Origin of the sequence: Winogradskyella sp. 3972H.M.0a.05 (assembly GCF_040493455.1) — a bacterium.
Lineage (GTDB): Bacteria > Bacteroidota > Bacteroidia > Flavobacteriales > Flavobacteriaceae > Microcosmobacter.
On record NZ_JANFDA010000002.1, the window covers coordinates 648,883 to 673,083 of the forward strand.

At 34.4% G+C, this 24,201-nt stretch carries 24 protein-coding genes and 1 tRNA gene; 11 read left to right on the forward strand and 14 right to left on the reverse strand.

What is annotated here, in order from left to right:
* Positions 1-348: 348 nt before the first annotated feature.
* Positions 349-945, reverse strand: a complete 597-nt coding sequence (locus NCE97_RS06495; RefSeq protein WP_353778152.1) for an alpha-ketoglutarate-dependent dioxygenase AlkB family protein — start codon at positions 943-945, stop codon at positions 349-351.
* A gap of 29 nt (positions 946-974) precedes the next feature.
* On the opposite strand from NCE97_RS06495, the gene NCE97_RS06500 reads away from it, so the two are divergent.
* Entirely contained in the window at positions 975-1,652 is a 678-nt protein-coding gene (locus NCE97_RS06500; protein WP_353778153.1) for a M15 family metallopeptidase, read from the forward strand.
* A gap of 4 nt (positions 1,653-1,656) precedes the next feature.
* Here the strand turns inward: NCE97_RS06500 and NCE97_RS06505 are convergent, their stop codons facing one another.
* Complete coding sequence (locus NCE97_RS06505; RefSeq protein WP_353778154.1) at positions 1,657-2,637, reverse strand: hypothetical protein; 981 nt, start codon at positions 2,635-2,637, stop codon at positions 1,657-1,659.
* A gap of 93 nt (positions 2,638-2,730) precedes the next feature.
* Entirely contained in the window at positions 2,731-3,069 is a 339-nt protein-coding gene (locus NCE97_RS06510; protein ID WP_353778155.1) for a DUF6249 domain-containing protein, read from the reverse strand.
* A gap of 165 nt (positions 3,070-3,234) precedes the next feature.
* Between NCE97_RS06510 and NCE97_RS06515 the strand changes: the two genes are divergently transcribed.
* Complete coding sequence (locus NCE97_RS06515; protein WP_353778156.1) at positions 3,235-3,825, forward strand: RNA polymerase sigma factor; 591 nt, start codon at positions 3,235-3,237, stop codon at positions 3,823-3,825.
* A complete protein-coding gene (locus tag NCE97_RS06520) occupies positions 3,806-4,219 on the forward strand; it encodes a hypothetical protein (protein WP_353778158.1) in 414 nt (137 codons plus the stop codon). Before NCE97_RS06515 ends, NCE97_RS06520 begins: the two co-directional genes overlap by 20 nt.
* Here NCE97_RS06520 and NCE97_RS06525 read toward each other — a convergent pair.
* On the reverse strand, positions 4,216-5,538 hold the full coding sequence (locus NCE97_RS06525) for a hypothetical protein (RefSeq protein ID WP_353778159.1): 1,323 nt from the start codon (positions 5,536-5,538) through the stop codon (positions 4,216-4,218). The genes NCE97_RS06520 and NCE97_RS06525 overlap by 4 nt on opposite strands.
* A 118-nt stretch (positions 5,539-5,656) precedes the next feature.
* Between NCE97_RS06525 and NCE97_RS06530 the strand changes: the two genes are divergently transcribed.
* From NCE97_RS06530 to NCE97_RS06540, 3 genes are read left to right on the forward strand one after another with little or no spacing between them, the layout of a single operon-like run.
* Positions 5,657-6,205 (forward strand): RNA polymerase sigma factor, encoded by a 549-nt coding sequence (locus NCE97_RS06530; RefSeq protein WP_353778160.1) that lies wholly within the window; start codon positions 5,657-5,659, stop codon positions 6,203-6,205.
* Positions 6,189-6,707 carry a hypothetical protein gene (locus NCE97_RS06535; protein ID WP_353778162.1) on the forward strand — a complete coding sequence of 173 codons (519 nt, stop codon included), beginning with the start codon at positions 6,189-6,191 and terminating at the stop codon, positions 6,705-6,707. Before NCE97_RS06530 ends, NCE97_RS06535 begins: the two co-directional genes overlap by 17 nt.
* The gene (locus NCE97_RS06540) at positions 6,691-7,851 is read left to right on the forward strand and encodes a hypothetical protein (RefSeq protein WP_353778164.1); all 1,161 of its coding nucleotides are present in this window, start codon (positions 6,691-6,693) and stop codon (positions 7,849-7,851) included. The genes NCE97_RS06535 and NCE97_RS06540 overlap by 17 nt, the downstream gene beginning before the upstream one ends.
* A 47-nt stretch (positions 7,852-7,898) precedes the next feature.
* Here NCE97_RS06540 and NCE97_RS06545 read toward each other — a convergent pair whose 3' ends face one another.
* From NCE97_RS06545 to htpG, 3 genes are all read right to left on the reverse strand, one after another.
* Positions 7,899-8,594 (reverse strand): helix-turn-helix transcriptional regulator, encoded by a 696-nt coding sequence (locus NCE97_RS06545; protein ID WP_353778165.1) that lies wholly within the window; start codon positions 8,592-8,594, stop codon positions 7,899-7,901.
* A gap of 107 nt (positions 8,595-8,701) precedes the next feature.
* On the reverse strand, positions 8,702-9,079 hold the full coding sequence (locus NCE97_RS06550; RefSeq protein ID WP_353778167.1) for a VOC family protein: 378 nt from the start codon (positions 9,077-9,079) through the stop codon (positions 8,702-8,704).
* Positions 9,080-9,253: 174 nt separating this feature from the next.
* Positions 9,254-11,137 carry a molecular chaperone HtpG gene (gene htpG / locus NCE97_RS06555; RefSeq protein ID WP_353778269.1) on the reverse strand — a complete coding sequence of 628 codons (1,884 nt, stop codon included), beginning with the start codon at positions 11,135-11,137 and terminating at the stop codon, positions 9,254-9,256.
* Positions 11,138-11,318: 181 nt separating this feature from the next.
* Between htpG and NCE97_RS06560 the strand changes: the two genes are divergently transcribed.
* The 3 genes from NCE97_RS06560 to NCE97_RS06570 all read left to right on the forward strand — a co-directional run bounded on the left by NCE97_RS06560 (position 11,319) and on the right by NCE97_RS06570 (position 14,829).
* Positions 11,319-12,329 carry a 3-oxoacyl-ACP synthase III family protein gene (locus NCE97_RS06560; protein WP_353778169.1) on the forward strand — a complete coding sequence of 337 codons (1,011 nt, stop codon included), beginning with the start codon at positions 11,319-11,321 and terminating at the stop codon, positions 12,327-12,329.
* A gap of 430 nt (positions 12,330-12,759) precedes the next feature.
* A complete protein-coding gene (locus NCE97_RS06565; RefSeq protein WP_353778171.1) occupies positions 12,760-14,070 on the forward strand; it encodes a DUF819 family protein in 1,311 nt (436 codons plus the stop codon).
* Between the two features lie 54 nt (positions 14,071-14,124).
* A complete protein-coding gene (locus NCE97_RS06570; RefSeq protein ID WP_353778173.1) occupies positions 14,125-14,829 on the forward strand; it encodes a DUF4369 domain-containing protein in 705 nt (234 codons plus the stop codon).
* A gap of 48 nt (positions 14,830-14,877) precedes the next feature.
* Here the strand turns inward: NCE97_RS06570 and NCE97_RS06575 are convergent.
* From NCE97_RS06575 to idi, 5 genes are all read right to left on the reverse strand, one after another.
* Positions 14,878-14,951 (reverse strand) — tRNA-Thr (locus NCE97_RS06575).
* Positions 14,952-15,008: 57 nt separating this feature from the next.
* On the reverse strand, positions 15,009-15,278 hold the full coding sequence (locus NCE97_RS06580) for a hypothetical protein (protein WP_353778174.1): 270 nt from the start codon (positions 15,276-15,278) through the stop codon (positions 15,009-15,011).
* Positions 15,279-15,314: 36 nt separating this feature from the next.
* Positions 15,315-16,286 carry a type I phosphomannose isomerase catalytic subunit gene (locus NCE97_RS06585; RefSeq protein ID WP_353778175.1) on the reverse strand — a complete coding sequence of 324 codons (972 nt, stop codon included), beginning with the start codon at positions 16,284-16,286 and terminating at the stop codon, positions 15,315-15,317.
* Between the two features lie 3 nt (positions 16,287-16,289).
* Positions 16,290-16,700, reverse strand: a complete 411-nt coding sequence (locus NCE97_RS06590) for a 6-pyruvoyl trahydropterin synthase family protein (protein ID WP_353778176.1) — start codon at positions 16,698-16,700, stop codon at positions 16,290-16,292.
* On the reverse strand, positions 16,700-17,221 hold the full coding sequence (gene idi / locus NCE97_RS06595; protein ID WP_353778177.1) for an isopentenyl-diphosphate Delta-isomerase: 522 nt from the start codon (positions 17,219-17,221) through the stop codon (positions 16,700-16,702). The genes NCE97_RS06590 and idi overlap by 1 nt, the downstream gene beginning before the upstream one ends.
* 108 nt (positions 17,222-17,329) lie before the next feature.
* On the opposite strand from idi, the gene NCE97_RS06600 reads away from it, so the two are divergent.
* Both NCE97_RS06600 and NCE97_RS06605 read left to right on the forward strand, forming a co-directional pair.
* Entirely contained in the window at positions 17,330-18,919 is a 1,590-nt protein-coding gene (locus NCE97_RS06600; protein WP_353778178.1) for a peptide chain release factor 3, read from the forward strand.
* Between the two features lie 173 nt (positions 18,920-19,092).
* Positions 19,093-19,329: a (4Fe-4S)-binding protein gene (locus NCE97_RS06605; protein WP_353778179.1), complete on the forward strand. Its 237-nt coding sequence runs from the start codon at positions 19,093-19,095 to the stop codon at positions 19,327-19,329.
* 88 nt (positions 19,330-19,417) lie between these two features.
* Here NCE97_RS06605 and NCE97_RS06610 read toward each other — a convergent pair whose 3' ends face one another.
* Positions 19,418-19,732, reverse strand: a complete 315-nt coding sequence (locus NCE97_RS06610; protein WP_353778181.1) for a DUF3467 domain-containing protein — start codon at positions 19,730-19,732, stop codon at positions 19,418-19,420.
* 139 nt (positions 19,733-19,871) lie between these two features.
* Positions 19,872-24,173 (reverse strand): DNA-directed RNA polymerase subunit beta', encoded by a 4,302-nt coding sequence (rpoC, locus tag NCE97_RS06615; RefSeq protein WP_353778182.1) that lies wholly within the window; start codon positions 24,171-24,173, stop codon positions 19,872-19,874.
* Positions 24,174-24,201: the final 28 nt, after the last annotated feature.

Here is a 24,201-nt window from a genome sequence, read left to right on the forward strand (position 1 = left end):
TGAAAATCATATGTTGTGTCATTGATAACGTAAAATATATTCCAAATGTTTTAGTTTAATTTATTAGCACGTCCAGATTAAGGATGTTTTTTATCGTTAAACCGTATTGTTTTATCTTTAAGTGTTAAAATTTAGTGTATTTCATCGATAATTTATGTATTTAAACTGATTTATTCAATTATAGTTCTACATTTGGTGTGTACTAAAATTTAGTTTTTAGTTCAATGGATTAATTAATTAATATTTGCATTATGTTGTCGATATTAGAGACCCTAAATCTACTAACATAAATAAAAGCAAATTAGGAGAACCGGGATTGAGGGATCCCGGTTTTTTCTTTTTATGTCATTATAGTTTCCTGAATGTCAGATTGATCCGCTCTCCTACTGGTTTCTTGGTCTTAGGAATTTGGTGTAACCAATGATGCTGCATTTCTCCCTTCATTATCAAAAGACTTCCTGATTCTAAAAGAATTTTATGCTTTTCCGTTTTTATGGTTCGGTGTTTAAAATGAAACCAACGTGGCGCACCAAAACTTACAGAGGCAATTACAGGATTATTTCCCAACTCTTTTTCATTATCGGCATGCCAGCCATTACTGTCGCTTCCATCTCTGTACAGGTTTAAAAGTACAGTCGAAAACTTACAATCTGTAAATGTTTCAACCTTGTTTTTAATGTCCATTAGATCATTAGTGAAAGTGTGTGGTAGCATTGTAATTCCTGAATAACTGTATGACTTATCACTTTCTCCATAAAGTGCCGTTAGTCTTGGCTGGGCATATACTTTCCCAAATACTTTAATATCATCTTGCTGCCAAGGAACGTGATGTCTTAATTGATTAAAAAAGAACTCGGATTCTTCATCTGAAAAACATCTTGGCACGTAAATCAACTCTGCATTAGGTAACTTTAGTTCTTGTATTTCAGAAGAAAACAGATTCATCGCAATTTTTTTTCTAATTTAGTGACACCATGAAGTATATCAAAATTTGCCTCCTATCGATTTTAGCTTTTGGGTTCTTATTTCAGGATTCTAAACAGCTTCCAGAAGATTTTGTGTATGTAAAATCTATCATTCCAGACATAAATATTGAACTACGTTATTTCTCTTCAAACAACTTTGTTGGTGATACTATTGATGGTTACAATGCTAACAAATTAATTGTTACCAAGCCAACAGCTATTGCTTTAAAGAAAGTTCAAGATGAGTTACAACAACAAGGCTATTGCCTAAAAGTCTACGATGCTTATCGACCTCAACGCGCCGTAAATCATTTTATCCGTTGGGCAAAAGATCTTAATGATACTATTAATAAGCAACGTTTTTATCCTAATGTTGAAAAACGGAACCTCTTTAAAGAAGAATACATTGCGTCGCGTTCTGGACATAGTAGAGGAAGTACTGTGGACCTTACCATTATTGATGGCAATACTGAAGCGGAGTTAGATATGGGCAGTGGTTATGACTTTTTTGGTCAGCAATCCTGGGTCGATTACGGGGATATTACAGATGAGCAAAAAGCTAACAGACAATTGTTACAAGCCGTAATGTTGAAACATGGTTTTAGAAATTACTCAAAAGAATGGTGGCACTTTACATTAAATGGTGAGCCATTTCCTGATACTTATTTTGATTTTCCGATTGAATAGTGTTTTAGTTTTCTTTAAACACTTTGTACGTAAACCCTACACCATAGTTGGTAAGACCTTGATCTAAAAGACTGGATCTAAACCCATTGCCTTTTTTAAACAATTTCCACTGATTATTATTTATAAAAACACGTTTGATGTATGTTCTTGCTCCATTTACCTCATCAGTAAATGGCAGCAATGGCCTAAAATTGGTAGGTATCTTCACAATACCTGTTTGGGTTTTTACTTCTTTATATTTTTTATTGGGCAGTAGTTTCCCTTGTTTGTGTGTATATCCAAGAACTTGAATCGAGACAAAAAAACCAGATGGTGGAATCAAAATTTTATAATCTGCGACATTCAACTCATGTTGATCTCCATCTTTTTCTGTCGCAATAAACACAATGGTTTCATTCACTATTGGTTCTCCAGGTAAGCCTCCATTATTTTCATAAAACATGACTTTGAATAAAGTGGAAAACTTTCTCTTATCAGCATTGGACCGCTTGCGTTTCTTCCAGTCTCTACTCTCTAAGGCTATAGGAAACAAAACTGAAGTCAATTGCTTTTCTCTAGCATCTTCGTTCTTAAACAATACAGCTATTTCAGACTCAATTGTTGGCAGCCAGCAATGATAGTAATCGTCATCGAGATAAGGCTTTAGCTTTTCAGTCTTGAACTTACGATCTGGTATCACAGTAATGACCACTTCAGAAAGTTTATCAATTTTTGGTTCTAAAAAGATAGTATCCTTCAAGTTTTCAGAAGCTAGTTTAGCTTCTTTATAACCAAGCGCAGAAATAAACAAGGAATCAACGTCCTTATAAAGCTTCTTATTGAAAATAAACATCCCTTCTTCATCTGCAAAAATTCCTTGTCCATCCCCAAATGATATGGATGCATAAGACACCGGATCTTTGGTTTCAGAATCTTTAATGAACGTTTGCGCATTCGTAGAAACAAAAGCGACAAAAAAGATAAACACAAATTTTACTCTAATCATAGCATTGAATTGGTCTAAAGATAGCCTTAATATTATCAATAAAAAAAGCGCTTCTGTTAAAGAAACGCTTTTTAAAGGATTGATCGGTTAGGTTTATTCTTCTAATGACTTTCTGGTTTGCGTATATCCCACATACAGACCTATACCAGCCATTAAAAATATCATTGAAGGATAAACTGCATCGTCATCTAATGTTGTATAGGTAACCAAAAGATTGGCTATAAAAACACCTAAGCCTATTCCCATTAATAAAAAGGCAAGATTTAAGACAATTACCTTCCATGATGACCCAGTTCTTTTTCCAATATTAAAGATGCTGGCATCTGCTCCCTTTTCGATAAGAGCCAAACGTTCCTTATTACGAGATGAAAAGTATAAGTAAAATACGCCAAAGATTGAACCGAATATAATTGCTAAGATTGCTACTTCCATAATTGTTGTTTTTTAAAGTGTTATAATGTTTGATTGATTATTAATTAACTTTGAATTCACAGCTTATGACGACACCGTTTTCATTTAGGTTACACTTTTTTTGAAAAAAATATTTTTTTGAGGTTTCTGTAACCTTATTAATAAAACTGTCGTCTATACAAACACATGACCACCAACGACGACAAAATTTATATCGACAGAGTTTTAGAAGGCGATAGCCAAGCCTTTGCTATGCTTGTAAATAGATATAAAGATTTGGTGTTTTCGTTAGCATTAAGAATGCTCAAGCATAGAGAAGAGGCGGAAGAGGTATCCCAAGATACTTTTATAAAAATTTATAAATCATTAAACAAGTTCAAAGGTGACTCCAAGTTTTCTACTTGGGTATATAAAGTAACTTACAATACTTGTTTAGATAGAATAAAGAAGCTCAAGCGAACACAATCTACACAACAAATTGATGAGTTTACTGAGCATCAAATAAAAACATTAGATAGTGCGTTAGATCGTATAGAGGCCAAAGAGAGAAAAGAGGCTTTGCGAAAATGTATTGAGCGCCTACCGAGTGAAGATAGCTTTTTGGTAACTTTATTTTATTTTGAAGAGTTATCTTTAGAGGAAATTTCAGAAATTGTCGGACTTACACCCAACAATGTGAAAGTTAAATTACACAGAAGCAGAAAGAAACTGCTTCGCATTGTAAAGGAATATATAGAACCAGAATTAATTCAGCATTATGAAGGCACCAATGGATAAACATTATGACGATCTGGCAAAAAAGATTATTACTTCTGTAGATTTGGACAAAACATCTCCGAGTTTCACAGACAACTTGATGTCTAAGATTGAAGCGTTACCTCTAAAATCTTCATTGACCTACAAACCCTTAATCTCTAAACCTATGCTCTATCTTATAGGAATTGGTTTTGTTGCTTTTATCATATTCATGGTTCAAAGCTCAGAGACCACAAGTCTTGGTTGGCTAGATGGCTTTGATATGAGTTTCCTTTCTGAGTTTTCTATGGGTGATATGTTTGAAGAGATTACCATATCCAAAACAGCGATGTATTCTGTGGTATTATTTGGTGCTATGCTATGGGTACAGATAGGCTTGCTAAAACGTAGACACGATAGTCAGTTTAGTGTTTAATCATTGTAATACCAGAACGGAATTTGAGCTATATATGACTTAATGGTATCCTTGCCCTTTAGTCGATTTCTATATACTCTTACAGTGTGCTTTCCTTCGGAAAGTCCTTCAATATCTACATAAGATTCAAAACCCATTTGTTTTTTCAAACTCTCCGTAAGTACAAATTCGGTTTCAAAATCTGTTGTATCTATTCTAACTATGTAGTTATTATTGAAGGTTTTAATGTATTCTCTTCGTAATGAATCTCTCTTTCTCCAAGAAAAATTACCGCTAGAATACATATTAGACCTAAGACCTCTAATATCTTTTTCGGGTTTTAGCCCAGGGTTTAGATCAAAAATATTGTCTTCGATATTATCATCATAGACTACAAATACTTTCAAGAATGAGTTCGTTATGACTTTGCTAGGTATAGCAACCTCATCTATAAAATCTCCATCATCGATTAATTGATCTTCATAATTTCCTTTGAAAGCTACAATAGAATTAGAATTATTAATTCTAGAAAAGTAATTAGATCTTTGATAACGCATTGAGCTCCCTATAATGATAAGAATATATAGTGGCACAAGCATAAGGCTCAAGCGTCTTCCAAACCTATTATCCAAGAAATTATAGACTATAGGTCTATATAGAAATGCTAAGGTTATAAAACTAAAAACTCTATAAAAAGGAAAATAAATTTTACTGAGCCATTTCTTGCGTTTCAACCAACCCAGTGTCACAAAATCTACAAAGGTCATCAGCATTCCGAAAATCACAAATAGTAATAATGGTAACCCTATAATAACATTGTACGGTTCACTGATAAAAACACGATCATCAAGAATATAATTAGCGATTAGCGCAATACACAAAATGGTCATGGTAATTGCTAGGACATAAAAAATCAGCAAGAACGAAATAGCAAAAATAATACTACAATAGTTTTCTAGATTGGCTATATATTTATCGAACGAACCAACTTTCTTTCTAAGATATTTCGTGAATTTTTCGCTATAACGCAACTCTTCATAATCAATATCCCCAGACACATAGCGAAGTCCAAGAGCTCCTATCCACAACCCTCTAAGAACAACATGCAATAGTAAATTGAAAATGAGAATAGCACAGGATATTATGGCTATAAGGATGATGACAAAAGCATACATCTTCTCATCATTCTGTGCTTCTTTTAGTGCTGCTGTAAGAACAGGAAAGGCGGTAAACAATCCGAAAATGGCAAAACCAGAAATAAGTAATTCTAATTGCCAGCTTTCTTCCTGAAGTTTATTTAGTAGTTTTTTGAATGAGGCATTTTCAAAATTTGAACTCATCTGCTAAATATTTTGATTAGAAAGATAACTACTTTTAAATCTATTTTCTTAAAAAATTTATTTTTTTGAAACCCTAGATCTTATTTTTCGTTATTACAATAGAAGCTAATCAATCTCAATGTCTAAATCAATCGAGAAATTAATAAAAGCTAGTATAAGGGGCAACACCAATGCTCAGCTACAGCTCTATGACAACTATTGTAATGCCATGTTCAATATTGCCTGCAATTATCTAAAGAATACAGAAGACGCCAAGGATGCCATGCAAGAAGGGTTTATTAAAGCCTACGCTAAGCTAGACGCTTACAATGCTCAAGGTAGTTTTGGAGCCTGGCTCAAACGAATCATCATCAATCAGTGTATTGATACTTTAAAGAAAAAACAACTCGAATATTCAGAGAAAAACATTGATGATTTGCATGTCATTGATGACGACGATTGGCATTTTGAATCTGGAATTTCTAAACAACAAATAATTGATGCTATTGAGCAATTACGCGACAATTATAAACTGGTTGTAAAACTATACCTCTTAGAAGGTTATGATCATACTGAAATATCCGAAATACTAGATATTCCGGTTAAAACCTCAAGAACACACCTTAGACGTGGACGATTGAAATTAAAAGAACTTTTAAAAAGCAGTTACAATGAAGCGAGATATTAGACCCTTATTAAAAAACACCTCTTTAAGCACCAATAAGCTTCCAGAAAATCATAGGGAAGAGTTTATAAAAAAACTTGGTAAGGAAGAAAAACGTAAACCTATACCATGGTTAAAAATAGCAGCTTCTATTTTATTATTTCTGGCTATTGGATATTCTATTAATAGTATTATAAAAAGAGACACAGACACTACACAACCTCTCATTGTGCAACAAATCAAAGCTGTAGAGCAAGAATATCTTAATAACATAGATAAAGAGTGGCAACAGTTTATTATGCTAACTAATGATGAAAAGCTCATTAGTCGATACGAACAAAAGTTAGAAGATCTCGATGCGGACTATAAAAAGATTTCTGCCCAATTCATTAAAGACTCTAACAACATCTTTGTCATAGAAGAATTGGTAAACAATCTTCAAACTAGGCTTAAGCTACTCAAAGACATTCAACATCAAATCATATTAATAAATCAACAAAACGAACAGCATGAAACCTCAATTTAAGCTAATACTAATTCTTTTCCTCTTATCATTATCAATCCAAGCACAGAAGGAAAAAGTATATAAAGAAGTCTTCCCTGTTGACAAAAACGCTACGGTAGTTTTGGATCTCGAAAATACTACTGTAAGGATTGATGCCTCAACTGATGGAAAAGTACATTTCGACTATTCAATTGAGTTTGATAACTACTCAAAAAAAGAAAAGCAAAAAATAACGGATGAAATTAGCATTTCGGCAATTTCAAAAAACAATACAGTAACTCTTAAAACATCGAGTATTACAAAAGTTAACTCTACTAGCTATACACTATCGAGAAATTATAGTTTAGAAGGTAATCTGTTTAAATTGAGAGGTCTAAGTAAAGACATTAAGAAAAAGTCTAAAGAAGACGTCGTTAAATCTATTAAAAACTTTAAAGCAAGAGAATTGACATTGCTCGGAAATCGTTTGAAAGTTAAAGATGAGAACGGTAAGCTAATGAATCTAAGGAAAGGTAATGTGAAAATAATGCGCAGTCAGTTTGTTATTAAAGTTCCACCTTTTGTGAAACTGAATATTATTGGAAATGAAAGTCAAATAACATTTGGAGATGATTTTAGAAACGAGTTAAACCTCAATCTAGATGGTGGGTACGTAAAGGCAAATGCTTTGGTAAATCCTCAAAACACGATAAAAGTTGAAAAAGCATCCAGTTTTGACGCAGTCGGTATATATGGTGGTCATTTTACATTAAACAATGTCAGTAAAGGACATATAGGAAGTATGGAGAATGTCACTTTGGCTTCAGAATTTTCAAAGTTAGAGATTGGTGAAGTTGCTAAAGGAAATTCGATTAAAGATTTCAATAGTGAGTTATTACTCTATAATTTCAGTGATGATTTTAAACATCTCGAAATCCTTTCTGAGTATTCTAAGATCAACCTCTTTAGTCCAGAAAATAATTTCTCATTGTCTACCTATGGTCACAATACTGTGCACTATATAGAAGGTACCAAGGTCGTTATTCAGCCTAGTAAGAGTGGAAAAAAATCTAAAATGCTAGAGCAAAAACCAGATGAATCCAAAGATGTTTCTGGCGAAATTTACATAGATATAGTTCATGGCATTATTCGTTATGCTGAAGACACTATAAAGCTAGAAAATTAAAAATACTTTTTAGACCAGGAAGAAAAAGCCGCTTCTAAGAAGCGGCTTTAATGATGTCCATCATAAGGATCATCCTTATAATATTCTTGAAGATTAAACTTTCTATCGGTAAACGTTTCCGATAAAATTTTAAAATGCTGAATTCTATCAATTCTAAAAGCTCTGTATGAATCTCTGAGATAACACCACGCAATTAAAATCCATTTTTGGTTTGTAGAGATTAGTGTGTAAGGCTCTATTTTCCTGAAGGTGATGTTTGGGTCATCAGCTTTCCGATAATTAATTTCTATATAATTAAAATTTGTAATCGCTAACTGAATTTCGGATAGAGCTGCACTCGGAACATCCTCTTGATAAGGCTCAAAAACAAAGATTTTACTGTCCAATAACTCACTTTTCTCTTGGATAGAGCTCCTAAAAACTGACTTAATTTTCACTAACGCATCGTTGAAATCTTTAGCAAAAGAAGAATCTTGAGTTTTATTGACTAAATGCTGCGCGGTGATAATGGCATTAGCCTCTTTTTCCGTGAACTGAACTGGAGCCACTGTATAACCCTCCATTAATGAGTAGCCTCTGCCTTCTATAGTTACAACAGGTATACCTGCTTCTTCAAGTTTTCTAATGTCTCTGTAGATGGTTCTAATACTTACATCATATCTATCCGAAAGTTCTGTAGCTGTTAAAAGTCTTTTGGATTTTAGAAGGGTTAATATGGAGATAAGTCTTGCTAGTTGAGACATAATAACAAATATAGCGAACCGGTAACCAATTCGCTATGTTTTGTTTTTTGATTGAATTTCTTACTATTCATTCTTTATTGATTAAAGGAACGAATTCATAAATGTTCTTAGTTCCAGGAATGTAATGCGATTCTATTGCCTTCAGTATCTATGAACTGAGCTATAAACCCATTTTCGCCAATGTCAGTTTTTGGCATAATTACTTTACCACCAGAAGTTTCAACATGTCCCAATGGAACGCTTAGGTCATCACCTCCATTCAAATAAATTGTAGGACCATCTGCTGTTGGCTTTTGTTCTTCGGCTTCAATTAAACCGCCACCAACACCATTGTTGTCATTATCGTATGGAAACATACCATACTTTACGTTTTGCTCTGGCATATGATGGTCTGCGATTTCAATACTTAAAACTGTTCCATAAAATTGCTTTGCTCTTTCGTAATTTTTTACTGGGATTTCAAACCAGTTGATTGCGTTTTTCATTTTTTTAATTGATTTTTAAATTAAACTTAGGGCAAAGATATTTGCGTTAATGTCATAATGCGTCAGGGGTAAAAAAATGTAATAAAAAAACCACTTCAAGGTTGAAGTGGTTTTACTTTAAGGGTTCCATATAACGCTTTGACTTCGCTAAGCGCCTATACGGAATTATGTTTACTACTTTATCATCTCGTAGCTTCGCTTAATAAAATTGGTAAGCTCCTCTCCTCTTAATAAGCCTTGAGACAAGCGTGCTAAGTCCAAACTTTGATTAATTAAGCGTTCTTGTTTTTTGCGTGTTTTTGTATTCAAAATCTCTCCTACCAAATCATGATTGGTATTCACGACTAGATTATACATTTCTGGCATATTACCCATACCAAACATACCACCACCTGTAGCTTGCATCTCTTTCATTCGACGCATAAACTCTGGTTGTGTAATCATAAATGGTGCTGCATCGCTATCCATAGTTTCTAGCTGAACTGAGAATTTTTCAGAAGGAATAACCTCTTTCAATAATGTATCTAATGTTGTTTTTTCTTCATCAGATAATTTAGAAATCTTAGTATCGTCCTTCTTAATCAAATTATCTATATGATCTGCATCTACACGTGCAAAAGAGATGTTTTCCTTAGTAGTCTCTAGCTTCTGCAATAAATGTGAAACAATTGGTGAATCTAATAACAAGACTTCGTAACCTTTGGTTTTTGCTGCTTCAATATATGAATGTTGTTCATCCTTATTTGAAGCATATAGAATTACTAGCTTATCATCCTTATCGGTTTGATTAGCTTTGATTTTATCGTATAATTCTTGGTACGTATAGAAATTACCGTCTACAGTTGGATACAATGCAAAAGCATCTGCTTTTTCAAAGAATTTTTCTTCTGAAAGCATTCCGTATTCAATAACGATTTTAATGTCATCCCACTTCGCTTCAAAGTCTTCTCTATTATTATTGAAAAGCGATTTTAGTTTATCAGCTACTTTTCTAGTGATGTATGATGAAATCTTCTTAACTGCTCCGTCCGCCTGAAGGTATGAACGAGATACATTCAAAGGAATATCTGGTGAATCAATCACACCTCTAAGCATCGTTAAAAACTCTGGCACAATACCTTCAACATTATCGGTAACGAATACTTGGTTTTGGTATAATTGAATTCTATCCTTCTGAATATTCAGATCGTTAGTCATCTTAGGGAAGTAGAGAATTCCGGTAAGATTAAATGGATAATCTACATTAAGATGAATATTGAATAAAGGCTCTTCAAACTGCATTGGATACAGCTCTCTGTAGAAGTTTTTATAATCTTCATCTTCTAATTCTGTTGGTTGTTTTGTCCATGCAGGATTAGGGTTATTGATAATATTATCGACTTCTTGTGTTGGTGCGGGATCATCTTCTTTAGCATCTTCAGGCTTAGGAAGTGTTTCTGTTTTAGTACCAAACTTAATCGGAATTGGCATAAACTTGTTGTACTTCAACAATAGCTCACTAATTTTAGAATCTTCTAAAAATTCTGTAGAATCTTCAGCTATATGAAGAATAATCTCTGTTCCACGTTCAGTCTTATCTGCTGCTTCTAGCGTAAACTCTGGAGAACCATCACAAGTCCAATGTGCTGCTGGTTCATCTTTATAAGACTTGGTAATAATCTCAACTTTATCAGCCACCATAAACGCTGAATAGAATCCTAAACCAAAATGTCCAATGATTCCAGCATCTTCAACCTTGTCTTTGTATTTATCTAGAAACTCTTCAGCTCCAGAAAACGCGACTTCATTAATGTACTTTTCTACTTCTTCCGAAGTCATTCCAAGACCTTGGTCGATGATATGAAGTTTGTTGTTATCCTTATCTACTTTTACTTCGATCTTAGGATTTCCGTATTCTACCTTAGCTTCACCTATATTGGCTAGGTGTTTTAGTTTTAACGTGGCATCGGTAGCGTTACTGATAAGTTCACGAAGAAATATTTCGTGATCACTGTATAAGAATTTTTTAATTAAAGGGAAGATATTCTCAACGGAGACATTAATATTTCCTTTCATAATTATATGTATTAGTGTTTTGTTATGTTTTCTGCATAAAGTCAAAAAAAATACCATTCCATAAATATGTGACAAACTGACATCAATAAACCACTTATTATGCATGCATAATTTTTAGGTAAAATTGCCTAAAATGTATAGCACTTAAATCATTAAATTGCGTGGCTAATAAATTTTGACGTATATGTACAATTCTAAAATTACTGGTCTTGGAAAATATGTTCCGGAGCAAATTATTAAGAATGATGATTTAAAACAATGGATGGATACTAGCGATGAGTGGATCCAGGAACGTACAGGAATAAAAGAACGCAGATGGATTGATCCAAAAACCAGTGATGATACAACGTCGATAATGGGAGCGAAAGCTGCAAAAATTGCTATGGAGCGTGCAGGAGTTACCAAAGACGAGATTGACTTCATCATTTTTGCTACGCTGAGTCCAGACATGTATTTTCCTGGTGGTGGCGTAAGAGTCCAAGAATTGTTAGACATGCCTACAATTGGAGCATTAGATGTACGCAATCAATGTTCAGGGTTTGTATATGCCCTTTCTGTTGCAGACCAATTCATAAAAACTGGTATGTACAAAAATGTATTAGTTATTGGTAGTGAAAACCATTCTGGTGGTTTAGAGCGATCTACTCGTGGTCGTGGCGTTACCGTTATTTTTGGAGATGGTGCTGGTGCAGCTGTATTATCTAGGGAAGAGGACAACTCTAAAGGTGTGTTGTCTACACATTTACATTCTGAAGGAAAATATGCAAAAGAATTAGCTTTAGAAGGACCAAGTACTGGCCGTTGGGTTGATGCCATAATGGAAGACAATGATCCAGATGACACATCCTACTATCCATACATGAATGGTCAGTTTGTGTTCAAAAATGCTGTTGTGAGATTTAGTGAAGTGATTATGGAAGGGCTTATGGCAAATAATCTTACTAAGAAAGATATCGATATGCTGATTCCTCACCAAGCTAACCTTAGAATATCACAATTTGTTCAGAGGAAATTTGGTCTTAGTGATGATCAAGTCTATAACAATATAATGCACTATGGTAATACCACGGCTGCTTCGATTCCTATTGCCTTAACAGAGGCTTGGGAAGAAGGCAAAGTCAATGATGGTGACACTGTAGTTTTAGCTGCCTTTGGAAGTGGATTTACATGGGCAAGTGCAATAATAAAGTGGTAGATAATACCACCGTTTTTAACTAACTAACCAAAAAAAACCCGAAATCTCAGGATTTCGGGTTTTTCAGCTATTAACCAACTTTAACTAACACTAAACTATTAAAACATGAAGTCGTTTTAAGTAGTTTGTTTATTTAAAACTTATCACAACTATTAGACGTAAAAACCTTTACTTTATTTCATCGACGTATTGATTTTAACTACGAATTAACATATAAAGAAAAACCCAAAGGCAATGCTTTGGGTTAAACTATTAATCAATGAAATTTTCAAAAAAACCTTCAACAACTTAAACTATTAAAACAAATATTATATCTAACTTAAATTTATTTGCCAAGGCTTATATAGCCTTTGTCGTGAGGGTATAACAATCATTACATCTATAACCTAATATTTTTGTACTTTGGCTAAAATCTAAAAATAATTTCTTGATGACTGACCAGCCTATTTTTACTGATGATACTATTGTATTTGGACTCCTAATGCTCGCTTTAGGGTTTGTTTTTTATACGGAATCTTTAAAAGGTGGGTTCTGGGAAAAATTCTATAAAATTGTTCCTGGCTTATTCATGGCGTACATGATTCCTGCTCTTTTTACAACATTAGGGTTAATTGCTCCAGATTGGGAAACCACTAATGACGCAGGTGAAACAATAGAACATAGTTCTAAGCTATACTATATGGCTAGTCGTTACTTATTGCCAGCTGCATTAGTCCTTATGACCTTAAGTATCGATTTGAAAGCTGTCTTTAATCTAGGTTGGAAAGCACTCATTATGTTTTTTACAGGTACAATAGGTATTGTTATTGGTGGGCCTTTAGCGATTCTATTGATATCTATTTTTTCTCCTGATACTGTTGGTGGTGCCGATTTTGATGCAGTGTGGAGAGGATTGTCAACACTCGCAGGTAGCTGGATTGGTGGTGGTGCTAACCAAACAGCAATGTTAGAAATTTATCAATACAACCCAGCTAAATATGGCGCTATGGTGTTTGTAGATATCGTAGTAGCTAATATTTGGATGGCCTTATTATTAATTGGAATAGGAAAGCGCAAACGAATAAATAAATGGTTGAAGGCAGATACGTCCTCTATTGAAGAACTAAAGGAAAAAGTGTCAACTTTTGCAGAAAAAGTAAAAAGAAATCCATCACTTACTGATATTATGATAATCGGCGCAATCGCTTTTGGTGCCGTTAGTATTGCGCACCTTTCGTCTAACTTTTTAGCACCATTCTTTGGAGATATGACTGCTTCTATAGAATCTGATACTGTTAGAAATATATTTACTTTCCTTGGATCTAAATTCTTCTGGATGATTAGTATCGCTACTTTAATTGCTATTCTTTTATCTTATACTAAAGCTAAGAATTACGAAGGTGCTGGTGCCAGTAAGTTTGGTAGTGTATTTATTTACATTTTGGTTGCTTCAATAGGGATGAAGATGGACCTCACACTTATTTTTGAAAATAAAGGTCTTATAGCAATTGGATTGGTTTGGATGTCTATTCATGCATTATTGTTGATTGGAGTCGCTAAGATTATCAAAGCGCCATACTTCTTCTTGGCAGTAGGTAGCCAAGCAAACGTTGGTGGAGCAGCATCTGCTCCTATTGTAGCTTCAGCATTTCACCCATCTTTAGCCACTGTTGGTGTTTTGTTAGCAGTGTTTGGTTATGCTATTGGTACTATTGCTGCCATTGGTTGTACTATTTTAATGCAAATTGCTTCAGGAGGCTAGTATTCTTTGAATAGTTTTAGCATATTTGCGCTCAATAATTATCAAGACATTAAGATGAAGAAGTTTTTGGCCGTTGTCGCTGTAGCAGTAGCACTAATAGGGTGTAATAAAGAAGTACAATCAGATTTTACATTATCTGGTACTGTAAAAGGTTTAAAGAAAGGAACACTTTATCTACAACGCTATCAAGATTCAACTTTTGTCACCTTAGATTCAATGGTATTGAATGGTGCTTCAAACTTTGAATTGCATTCTGATTTGAAGGAACCTGAGGTCTTATTCTTCAGACTTGATAAAAATGATAATGACGAAGGTGTTATTCCTTTTTTTGCTGATAAAGGGATTACAGAAATAAACACCACTTTAAAAAATTTCAATTTTGATGCTCAGATTAAGGGTTCAAAGCAACAAGAACTTCTAGAGGAATACTTGAAAGTTATGAATCGCTACAACGATCAGAACTTAGATATTATAGAAGCAGGTTTTGAAGCCCAACAAGCCAAGGATTCTGTGGCTATCGATTCATTAACCTTAAGCTCCGAAAGATTACTTAAGAAAAAATACTCTTATACCATTCAGTTTGCTATAAATCATAGAGAGAGTGAAATTGCACCTTACCTAGCTGTTTTTGAAATTCCTGGTGCAAACCCTGTGTATATAGATTCTATATACAACAGCTTATCGGATACTATCAAAGATTCGTATTATGGTAAGCAGCTGGAAGAATTTATAGCTAATCGCAAAAACGAAAACCAATAGCATAAAAAAACCCTGACCTTCTTTTTGAAAATCAGAGTTTTACTTTTGAGCCGATAGAGGGACTCGAACCCACGACCTGCTGATTACAAATCAGCTGCTCTAGCCAGCTGAGCTATATCGGCAAAAGCGATTGCAAATATAAAATTGAAAATCATATTTGCAATCGTTTTTTAATTTTTTTATCCTAAGGCATTAATCTTATCGATTAATCCTTTTCCTTTTTCTTCTAATTCAGCGTTAACAGCCTTTAAATGTGACTTGCGGTCTTCAACTTGTTTATCGTTTACTTTTGCAATTAAGTCATCAAATGTTGAGATGGCTTCATCTATAATGGCTTCGCTCTTCTTAGTGTCCTTGTCTGGGTTGTGTAATTCCCATACGTATACAGCTTCAATGATATCTCCTAAAACGTAATTGATATCTTTTTTTAAATCTCTAATATTTGCCATAATCTACTTTGTTTTTAATCGTTCAAAAATACTCTTTTATACATAAACTTCTAGGAGTTTTGCGTTGTTAGATTTCAATTCATACGCCTCAATTGAAGCAGGAATCAAAATCGTTTCTCCTTTATTTATTTTTTCTTGATAATCCTTAATTTTTATCTCTACTTGTCCATCTACACACATGTAAATATAGAACGAGTCGTTATTGTTTTTCTTTTGAATTGATTCAGTGACTTCCAAAAAACTGGTTTTGAAATAAGGACAATCTACCATGAGATTGGAAATGTTCTCACTTTTATCGTAATCTACCTTAAAATCATTGTCCATATCAAAATCGATAGCATCAAGTGCCAAGTCATTATGAAGCTCCCTAGAATTACCTTCAGCATCTACTCTATCCCAATCATACACACGATATGTGATATCACTAGTTTGTTGAATCTCAGCCAGCATTACGCCTGCTCCTATGGCATGCACGCGACCAACCTCAATAAAGAACGTATCGCCTTCGTCTACCTTTTCGAAATTAAGGATACTAGTTAATGTTTTATCCTCCAGATGTTGTAGATATTCCTCTGGTGAAACTTTTTTATTGAACCCAACTATCAGATTAGAATCTTCATCGGCTTGCATAACGTACCACATTTCAGTTTTTCCAAAAGAATTGTGTCGTTTAGCAGCTAATTCGTCATTTGGATGCAGTTGAATAGATAGGTCTTCTTTAGCATCAATATATTTTATGAGCAATGGAAATTTATTCCCAAAGACCTCATAATTCTTATTACCTAATAAATCCTCTTTATATAGTTCTAAAAGTGTCTTTAATGACGTTCCTTTTAATAGACCATTACTTACAATTGAAGTATCTCCTTCTATATCACTAATTTCCCAGCTTTCACCAACATTTGGTAAATCGGAAGCTTTGTTTAAATGATTTTTTAGTTTTTGTCCTCCCCATATCTTGTCTTTCAAAATAGGTTCGAACTTTAAAGGATACAATTTGTTATTCATACACTAATTTCCAGAATAGGTTACAAAATTGCGTGGTGTTTCGTAGAGGGTTATTTCCAAATCCAAATTAGCATCGAGCTTTGGCTTTACTTTATTATAAATAACTACTGCTATATTTTCAGCAGTTGGATTTAATGTTTTAAATTCTTCAACCTCCACGTTCAAGTTTTTGTGATCAAAAGCATCTTCGACTTCAGATTTAATGATGTCTTTTAGCACTTTCATATCGATGACATAGCCAGTTTCTGGATCAATTTCACCTGTAACACTTACGATAAGCTCATAGTTATGTCCATGAAAATTTGGATTATTGCATTTTCCGAAAACAGTTTCATTCTTTTCATAGCTCCAGTCTTTTCGATACAATCGATGTGCTGCGTTAAAATGTGCTTTTCTGCTTACGGTAACTACCATTACTTACTGTTTAAGAATTGATAAAACTTATCAAATATAATTTTGAACCACGCTGTATAGTTTTCTGGATGCAATGCCATATCTACTTTAACATCTTCTAGAGGCATCCATTTCCAATCAGCGACTTCCGAAGGATTAATTTCGGGATTATCATTGTAATAACCAATCAAAACATGATCAAATTCATGTTCAGTCAATCCATTGTCAAAAGGTGCTTTATAAATAAAAGATGTCTTTTCTTCTAAATCTGTTACAAAGCCCATTTCTTCTTGCAATCGTCTTTTACCAGCTTGGATATTGGTTTCACCATCGCGCTGATGGCTGCAACATGTATTGGTCCAAAGACCTGGTGAATGGTACTTATCTAATGCTCTCTGTTGTAACATGAGTTCGTGCCTATCATTAAAAATAAATACTGAAAATGCACGATGCAAAAGTGCTTTTTGGTGAGCTTCGAGTTTGGGCATTAACCCTATTTTCTCGTCATTTTCATTGACAAGAATCACTTGTTCTTCGTTCATAGAATGCAAAAATACCAACTAATTAATTAATTACTGATAAGGTTGTCCTAAAATAGAAAAAATGCTCTTAAGAATGTTATCTTTGCATGCCATTTACAAAATGATCTTATGACTTTTCAACAGGAAATAGATAGACGTAGAACTTTTGGAATTATTTCGCATCCAGATGCTGGTAAAACTACTTTGACTGAGAAACTACTATTATTTGGTGGTGCCATTCAGGAAGCTGGCGCTGTAAAAAGCAATAAGATAAAAAAGGGTGCTACTAGTGATTTCATGGAAATAGAACGTCAACGTGGAATTTCTGTTGCGACATCTGTACTTGCTTTTGAATACAATGGCATTAAGATCAATATTCTGGATACTCCTGGTCACAAGGATTTTGCTGAAGATACATTTAGAACGCTTACAGCTGTAGATAGTGTTATCGTCGTTATCGATGTTGCTAAAGGTGTAGAGGAGCAAACTGAAAAGCTTGTTGAAGTCTGTAGAATGCGTAACATTCCAATGATTGTGTTTATTAATAAACTGGATCGTGAGGGAAAAGATGCTTTTGACTTGCTTGATGAGATTGAACAAAAATTAGGCTTAAAGGTTACGCCTCTCAGTTTTCCTATTGGAATGGGTTACGATTTTAAAGGCATCTATAATATCTGGGAAAAGAACGTCAACCTTTTTACAGGTGATAGCAGAAAGGATATTGAAGAGACGATTGAGATTTCAGATTTAAGCGATGCCAATCTTGATACCTTGGTTGGTGAAGATGCTGCAAACCAATTGCGTGAAGAAATAGAACTAGTGGAAGGTATTTATCCTGAATTTGATAAAGACGCATATTTGGGTGGTGATCTTCAACCTGTGTTCTTTGGTTCTGCTTTGAATAATTTTGGTGTAAGAGAGTTATTAGATTGCTTTGTTGAGATTGCTCCTAAGCCAACTCCTAAGCATAGTGAGGAGCGTTTAGTAAAGCCAGATGAATCTAAATTTACTGGGTTTGTATTCAAAATTCATGCGAATATGGATCCAAAACACAGAGACCGTTTAGCTTTCATAAAAATTGTTTCTGGAGAGTTTAAACGAAATACACCTTACTTACATGTAAGACATGGAAAGAAATTAAAGTTCTCTAGCCCCAATGCGTTCTTTGCAGAGCGAAAAGAAATTGTAGATGTTTCTTATCCAGGTGATATTGTAGGATTACATGATACCGGAAACTTTAAAATCGGTGATACACTTACTGAAGGAGAACAAATCAACTATACTGGAATTCCTAGTTTCTCACCTGAGCACTTTAGATATATTAATAATGCGGATCCGCTTAAAGCGAAACAACTTTACAAAGGAATAGATCAATTAATGGATGAAGGGGTTGCTCAGTTATTTACTTTAGAGCTTAATGGTAGAAAGGTAATAGGAACTGTTGGTGCACTACAGTATGAAGTGATTCAATATAGATTAGAGCACGAATATGGCGCTAAATGTACTTATGAAAATCTTAATGTACACAAAGCATGTTGGGTTGACCCTGAAGATGATAAGAATGATGAGTACAAAGAGTTTGTAAGAGTAAAACAGCGTTACTTGGCAAAAGACAAAGAAGGTCAGTTGGTTTTTCTGGCAGATTCAGCATTTTCTATCCAAATGACGCAGCAGAAATATCCAACCGTAAAACTTCATTTTACTTCTGAATATTCATAGAGCGCAGAAATTTTTCTTACAATTTGATTCATTTGGTCGAGTGCACTTCATCGATAGAAATGTTAAGAAAGTGTATTTTATCGAATTTTTTGTATATTTAATCGGTGAATTTAAGCAATCTTTGTCCCAAAATGTAAATTAATTAAAGTTTCAAACCCCAAATTGAACTGCTTATGAATGCCATAGAACCTACTGTATTCAGTAATGATGAGATTACTGTTACTTACCAGCCTTGCAAGTGCATAAACGCAGAACGTTGTGCAAAAGAACTCTCAAATGTTTTTAGACACACTGTTATTCCATGGATAAATTTAGACGGAGCTTCCTCTAATAAAATTATAGAACAAGTAAAAAAATGTCCTTCTGGTGCATTACAGTATTACCAGAATGAAAATAAGGATGTTGCATAATATAAAAGTATCAGTTACCTACTATTGAAAATTATAGCTGAACCGCTAAAAAAGAAAACCCTTTGAAAACTTCAAAGGGTTATTTTTTTTATGCTTGTCCTGTTGGCCCAAAATTCAATGGAATTGGTGGCTGCTCATAATCTTTAATCTCTCCATGAGCGCTTTCGAATCGTTTGACATTATCTCCCAACGCTTTTAATAATCGCTTAGCATGCTGTGGCGTCAATATAATTCTTGATTTCACTTTACTCTTTGGAGCACCAGGCATTATATTCACAAAATCCACTACAAACTCTGATACTGAGTGGTTAATGATGGCTAAGTTGGAATATGTTCCTTCTGCAACCTTCTCATCGAGTTCTATATTAATTTGTCCTTTTTTAGCTTTTTTTTCGTCTGCCATTGTATGTATATTTTTTGTTCCGATCTTATCGTAAACTTAGTCATTATAAATTAAAAAGCCTTCTAGTAACTATGTACAAGAAGGCTTTTATATCATATTAATTTGATTTTACACTCTAATATTGAGGTCTAAAATCGTATTAATTATAGTTCATTTCTTCTTTAGCCTTCATCATTTCATCAAATTCCTCTTTAGAACCAACGATTATACTATCATAGTCTCTAACTCCTGTTCCTGCAGGAATTCTATGACCAACAATAACATTTTCCTTAAGTCCTTCTAAGGTATCTACTTTACCATTTACAGCTGCTTCGTTAAGAACCTTAGTTGTTTCCTGGAAGGAAGCTGCTGAGATAAATGATTTAGTTTGAAGTGATGCTCTCGTAATTCCTTGTAAGATAGGAGTCGCAGTAGCTGGTCTAGCATCTCTAGCAACAACAACTTGCTTGTCTTCTCTCTTCAGTAAAGAATTTTCGTCTCTAAGGTCTCTCGATGTAACAATCTGTCCTGCTTTAAGATTTTCAGAATCTCCTGCTTCTTCAATAACCTTCATTCCGAAGATAGCATCATTTTCCTCAATAAAGTCAGACTTATGTACAAGCTGATTTTCTAAGAAAATCGTATCCCCAGAATCGATGATTCTTACTTTACGCATCATCTGTCTTACAACAACTTCGAAGTGTTTATCGTTAATCTTCACACCTTGTAAACGATATACTTCCTGTACTTCGTTTACTAAGTATTGCTGTACTGCAGATGGGCCTTTGATATTTAAAATATCGTTTGGCGTGATAGAACCATCAGATAATGGCATACCAGCTTTTACATAATCATTTTCTTGTACAAGAATTTGATTAGATAATTTCACTAAGTACTTCTTAATATCTCCAGTCTTAGACTCAATAATGATTTCTCTATTACCTCTCTTAATCTTACCAAATGATACTACACCATCAATCTCGCTTACTACAGCTGGATTAGATGGGTTACGTGCTTCGAATAATTCTGTTACACGAGGAAGACCACCAGTAATATCACCTGCTTTAGCAGATTTACGAGGAATCTTAACTAAGATCTTACCAACATTAATATCTTCTCCATCATTAATCATAAGGTGAGCACCAACTGGTAGGTTGTAAGAACGCATTACTTCACCTTTAGAGTTTTCGACATGAAGTGTTGGGATTAATTTCTTATTTCTAGATTCAGAAATTACTTTTTCTTGGAAACCAGTTTGTTCATCGATTTCAATTCTATAAGTAACACCTTGTTCTATATTTTCAAAACGAACCTTACCAGCAAATTCAGAGATAATTACACCGTTGAATGGATCCCATTCGCAGACAACATCACCCTTCTTAAGCTTGGCTTTGTTCTTAATATAGATCGTAGAACCGTAAGGTATGTTATTAGTACTTAAAACAATTCCTGTCTTAGCATCTACTAACTTAATCTCAGAAGTACGAGAAATAACGATATCTATTTCTTCTCCATTTCCATCAACACCTTTTACCGTTTTAAGGTCTTCGATCTCAGCTATACCATCAAACTTAACAGCAAGCTTGTTTTCTTCAGAGATATTTGTTGCTACACCACCAACGTGGAACGTACGTAGTGTAAGCTGTGTACCAGGTTCACCGATAGACTGTGCTGCTACAACACCAACAGCCTCTCCTCTTTGTACCATCTTACCTGTAGCAAGGTTACGTCCGTAACACTTCACACAGATACCTTTCTTAGCCTCACACGTTAATGGAGAACGTACTTCGATAGTATCGATTGGAGAATCTTGGATTTTCTTAGCCACTTCGTCAGTAATATGACCACCAGCTTCTACCATCAATTCTTCAGTCAACGGATTGTAGACATCATTTAATGATGTACGTCCAACAATTCTATCTTGAAGTTTTTCAACAACCTCATCATTCTTCTTAAGAGATGATACTTCAATACCTCTAAGTGTACCACAATCTTCTTGGTATACAATTACGTCTTGAGATACATCTACTAAACGACGTGTTAAGTAACCTGCATCGGCAGTCTTAAGTGCTGTATCGGCAAGACCTTTACGAGCACCGTGAGTAGAGATAAAGTATTCTAAGATTGAAAGTCCTTCTTTAAAGTTAGAAAGAATTGGGTTTTCAATAATTTCTCCACCTCCAGCATTAGATTTTTTAGGTTTCGCCATCAGTCCACGCATACCTGTAAGCTGACGAATCTGTTCTTTAGATCCACGAGCTCCAGAATCAAGCATCATATATACTGAGTTGAATCCTTGTTGGTCTTCACTAATACGCTTCATAGACATCTCTGTCAATTCTGCATTTGTAGAAGTCCAGATATCAATAACCTGGTTGTAACGTTCGTTATTAGTAATAAGACCCATGTTATAGTTTCCTATAATACCGTCTACTTGTTTATTTGCAGCACTAATTAAAGTTTGTTTTTCTTCAGGAATAATAATATCTCCTAAACTGAAAGATAAACCACCCTTAAATGCAAACTTATATCCTAAAGTCTTAATCTGGTCTAAGAACTCAGCTGTTTCTGGTACACTAGTAGCTTTTAAAATATCACCAATGATATCTCTAAGTGCTTTCTTAGTTAATACCGTATTGATATAGCCAGCTGCTTCAGGTACTTGTTCATTGAATAACACACGTCCTACTGTAGTTTCAATAAGTTGTGTTGTTAATTCACCTTCTTCATTAAAGTCTTTTGTTCTTACTTTGATACCAGCATTAAGATCTACTTGCTTCTCATTGTAAGCTATAATTACCTCTTCTGGAGAGTAGAATGTTAATCCTTCTCCTTTGATTGGAACTTCTGGAGTAGACTTACGCTCTTTAGTCATATAGTATAATCCAAGAACCATATCCTGAGATGGTACAGTTACAGGAGAACCGTTAGCTGGATTCAAGATATTGTGTGATGCTAACATCAACAATTGTGCTTCTAGAATAGCTTCTGGTCCAAGTGGTAAATGCACAGCCATCTGGTCACCATCGAAATCGGCGTTGAATGCAGTACATACTAATGGGTGTAACTGAATTGCTTTACCTTCGATAAGCTTAGGTTGGAATGCTTGAATACCAAGTCTATGTAGCGTAGGAGCACGGTTTAGTAATACTGGATGTCCTTTAAGAACATTTTCTAAGATATCCCAAACTACAGGCTCTTTTCTATCAATAATTTTCTTGGCAGATTTTACAGTTTTTACAATACCTCTTTCGATTAATTTTCTAATTATGAAAGGCTTGTAAAGCTCTGCTGCCATATTTTTTGGAAGACCGCATTCAAATAACTTCAATTCTGGTCCAACGACAATTACCGAACGTGCTGAGTAATCTACACGCTTACCTAGTAAGTTTTGACGGAAACGTCCTTGCTTACCTTTTAATGAATCTGAAAGTGATTTTAATGGTCTGTTAGAATCTGTTTTAACTGCAGATGACTTACGTGTGTTATCGAATAGTGAATCTACAGACTCTTGAAGCATACGCTTTTCGTTACGTAAGATTACTTCTGGAGCTTTGATTTCAACTAAACGTTTTAAACGATTGTTTCTGATAATTACACGACGATACAAGTCATTAAGATCTGAAGTCGCAAAACGTCCACCATCTAATGGTACTAATGGTCTCAATTCTGGTGGAATAACAGGAACAGCCTTCATGATCATCCACTCTGGTCTGTTTTCTCTGTTTAAGTTAGATTCTCTAAACGCTTCAACAACTTGTAGACGCTTTAATGCTTCTGTTTTACGTTGCTTAGACGTTTCGTTATTTGCTTTGTGTCTTAAATCGTATGATAAGGCATCTAAATCTATTCTTGCTAAAAGGTCAATTAAGCATTCTGCTCCCATTTTAGCGATGAATTTATTTGGATCTGTATCTTCTAAATATTGGTTTTCTTGTGGAAGTGTTTCAAGAATATTTAGGTATTCTTCTTCTGTTAAGAAATCCATTTTTTGAACAGGCTCTCCTTCTGCATTCATGGCACTACCTGGCTGAATTACCACATAACGCTCATAATAAATGATCATATCTAACTTCTTAGATGGTAATCCAAGAAGGTAACCTATTTTGTTTGGTAACGAACGGAAATACCAGATATGTGCTACAGGAACTACAAGGTTAATGTGTCCTACTCTATCTCTACGTACTTTCTTTTCTGTTACTTCTACACCACAACGGTCACAAACAATACCTTTGTAACGGATTCTTTTATATTTACCACAAGCACATTCAAAATCCTTTACAGGACCAAAAATACGCTCACAGAACAAACCATCTCGTTCTGGTTTGTGAGTTCGATAATTAATAGTTTCTGGTTTTAATACTTCACCACGAGATGCAGCTAATACTGACTCTGGAGAGGCTAAACCAATAGAAATCTTGTTGAATTTCTGTACTGTATTCTTATCTTGTTTTCTTGCCATAATATATGGTTGAAATAAATTTTACGTT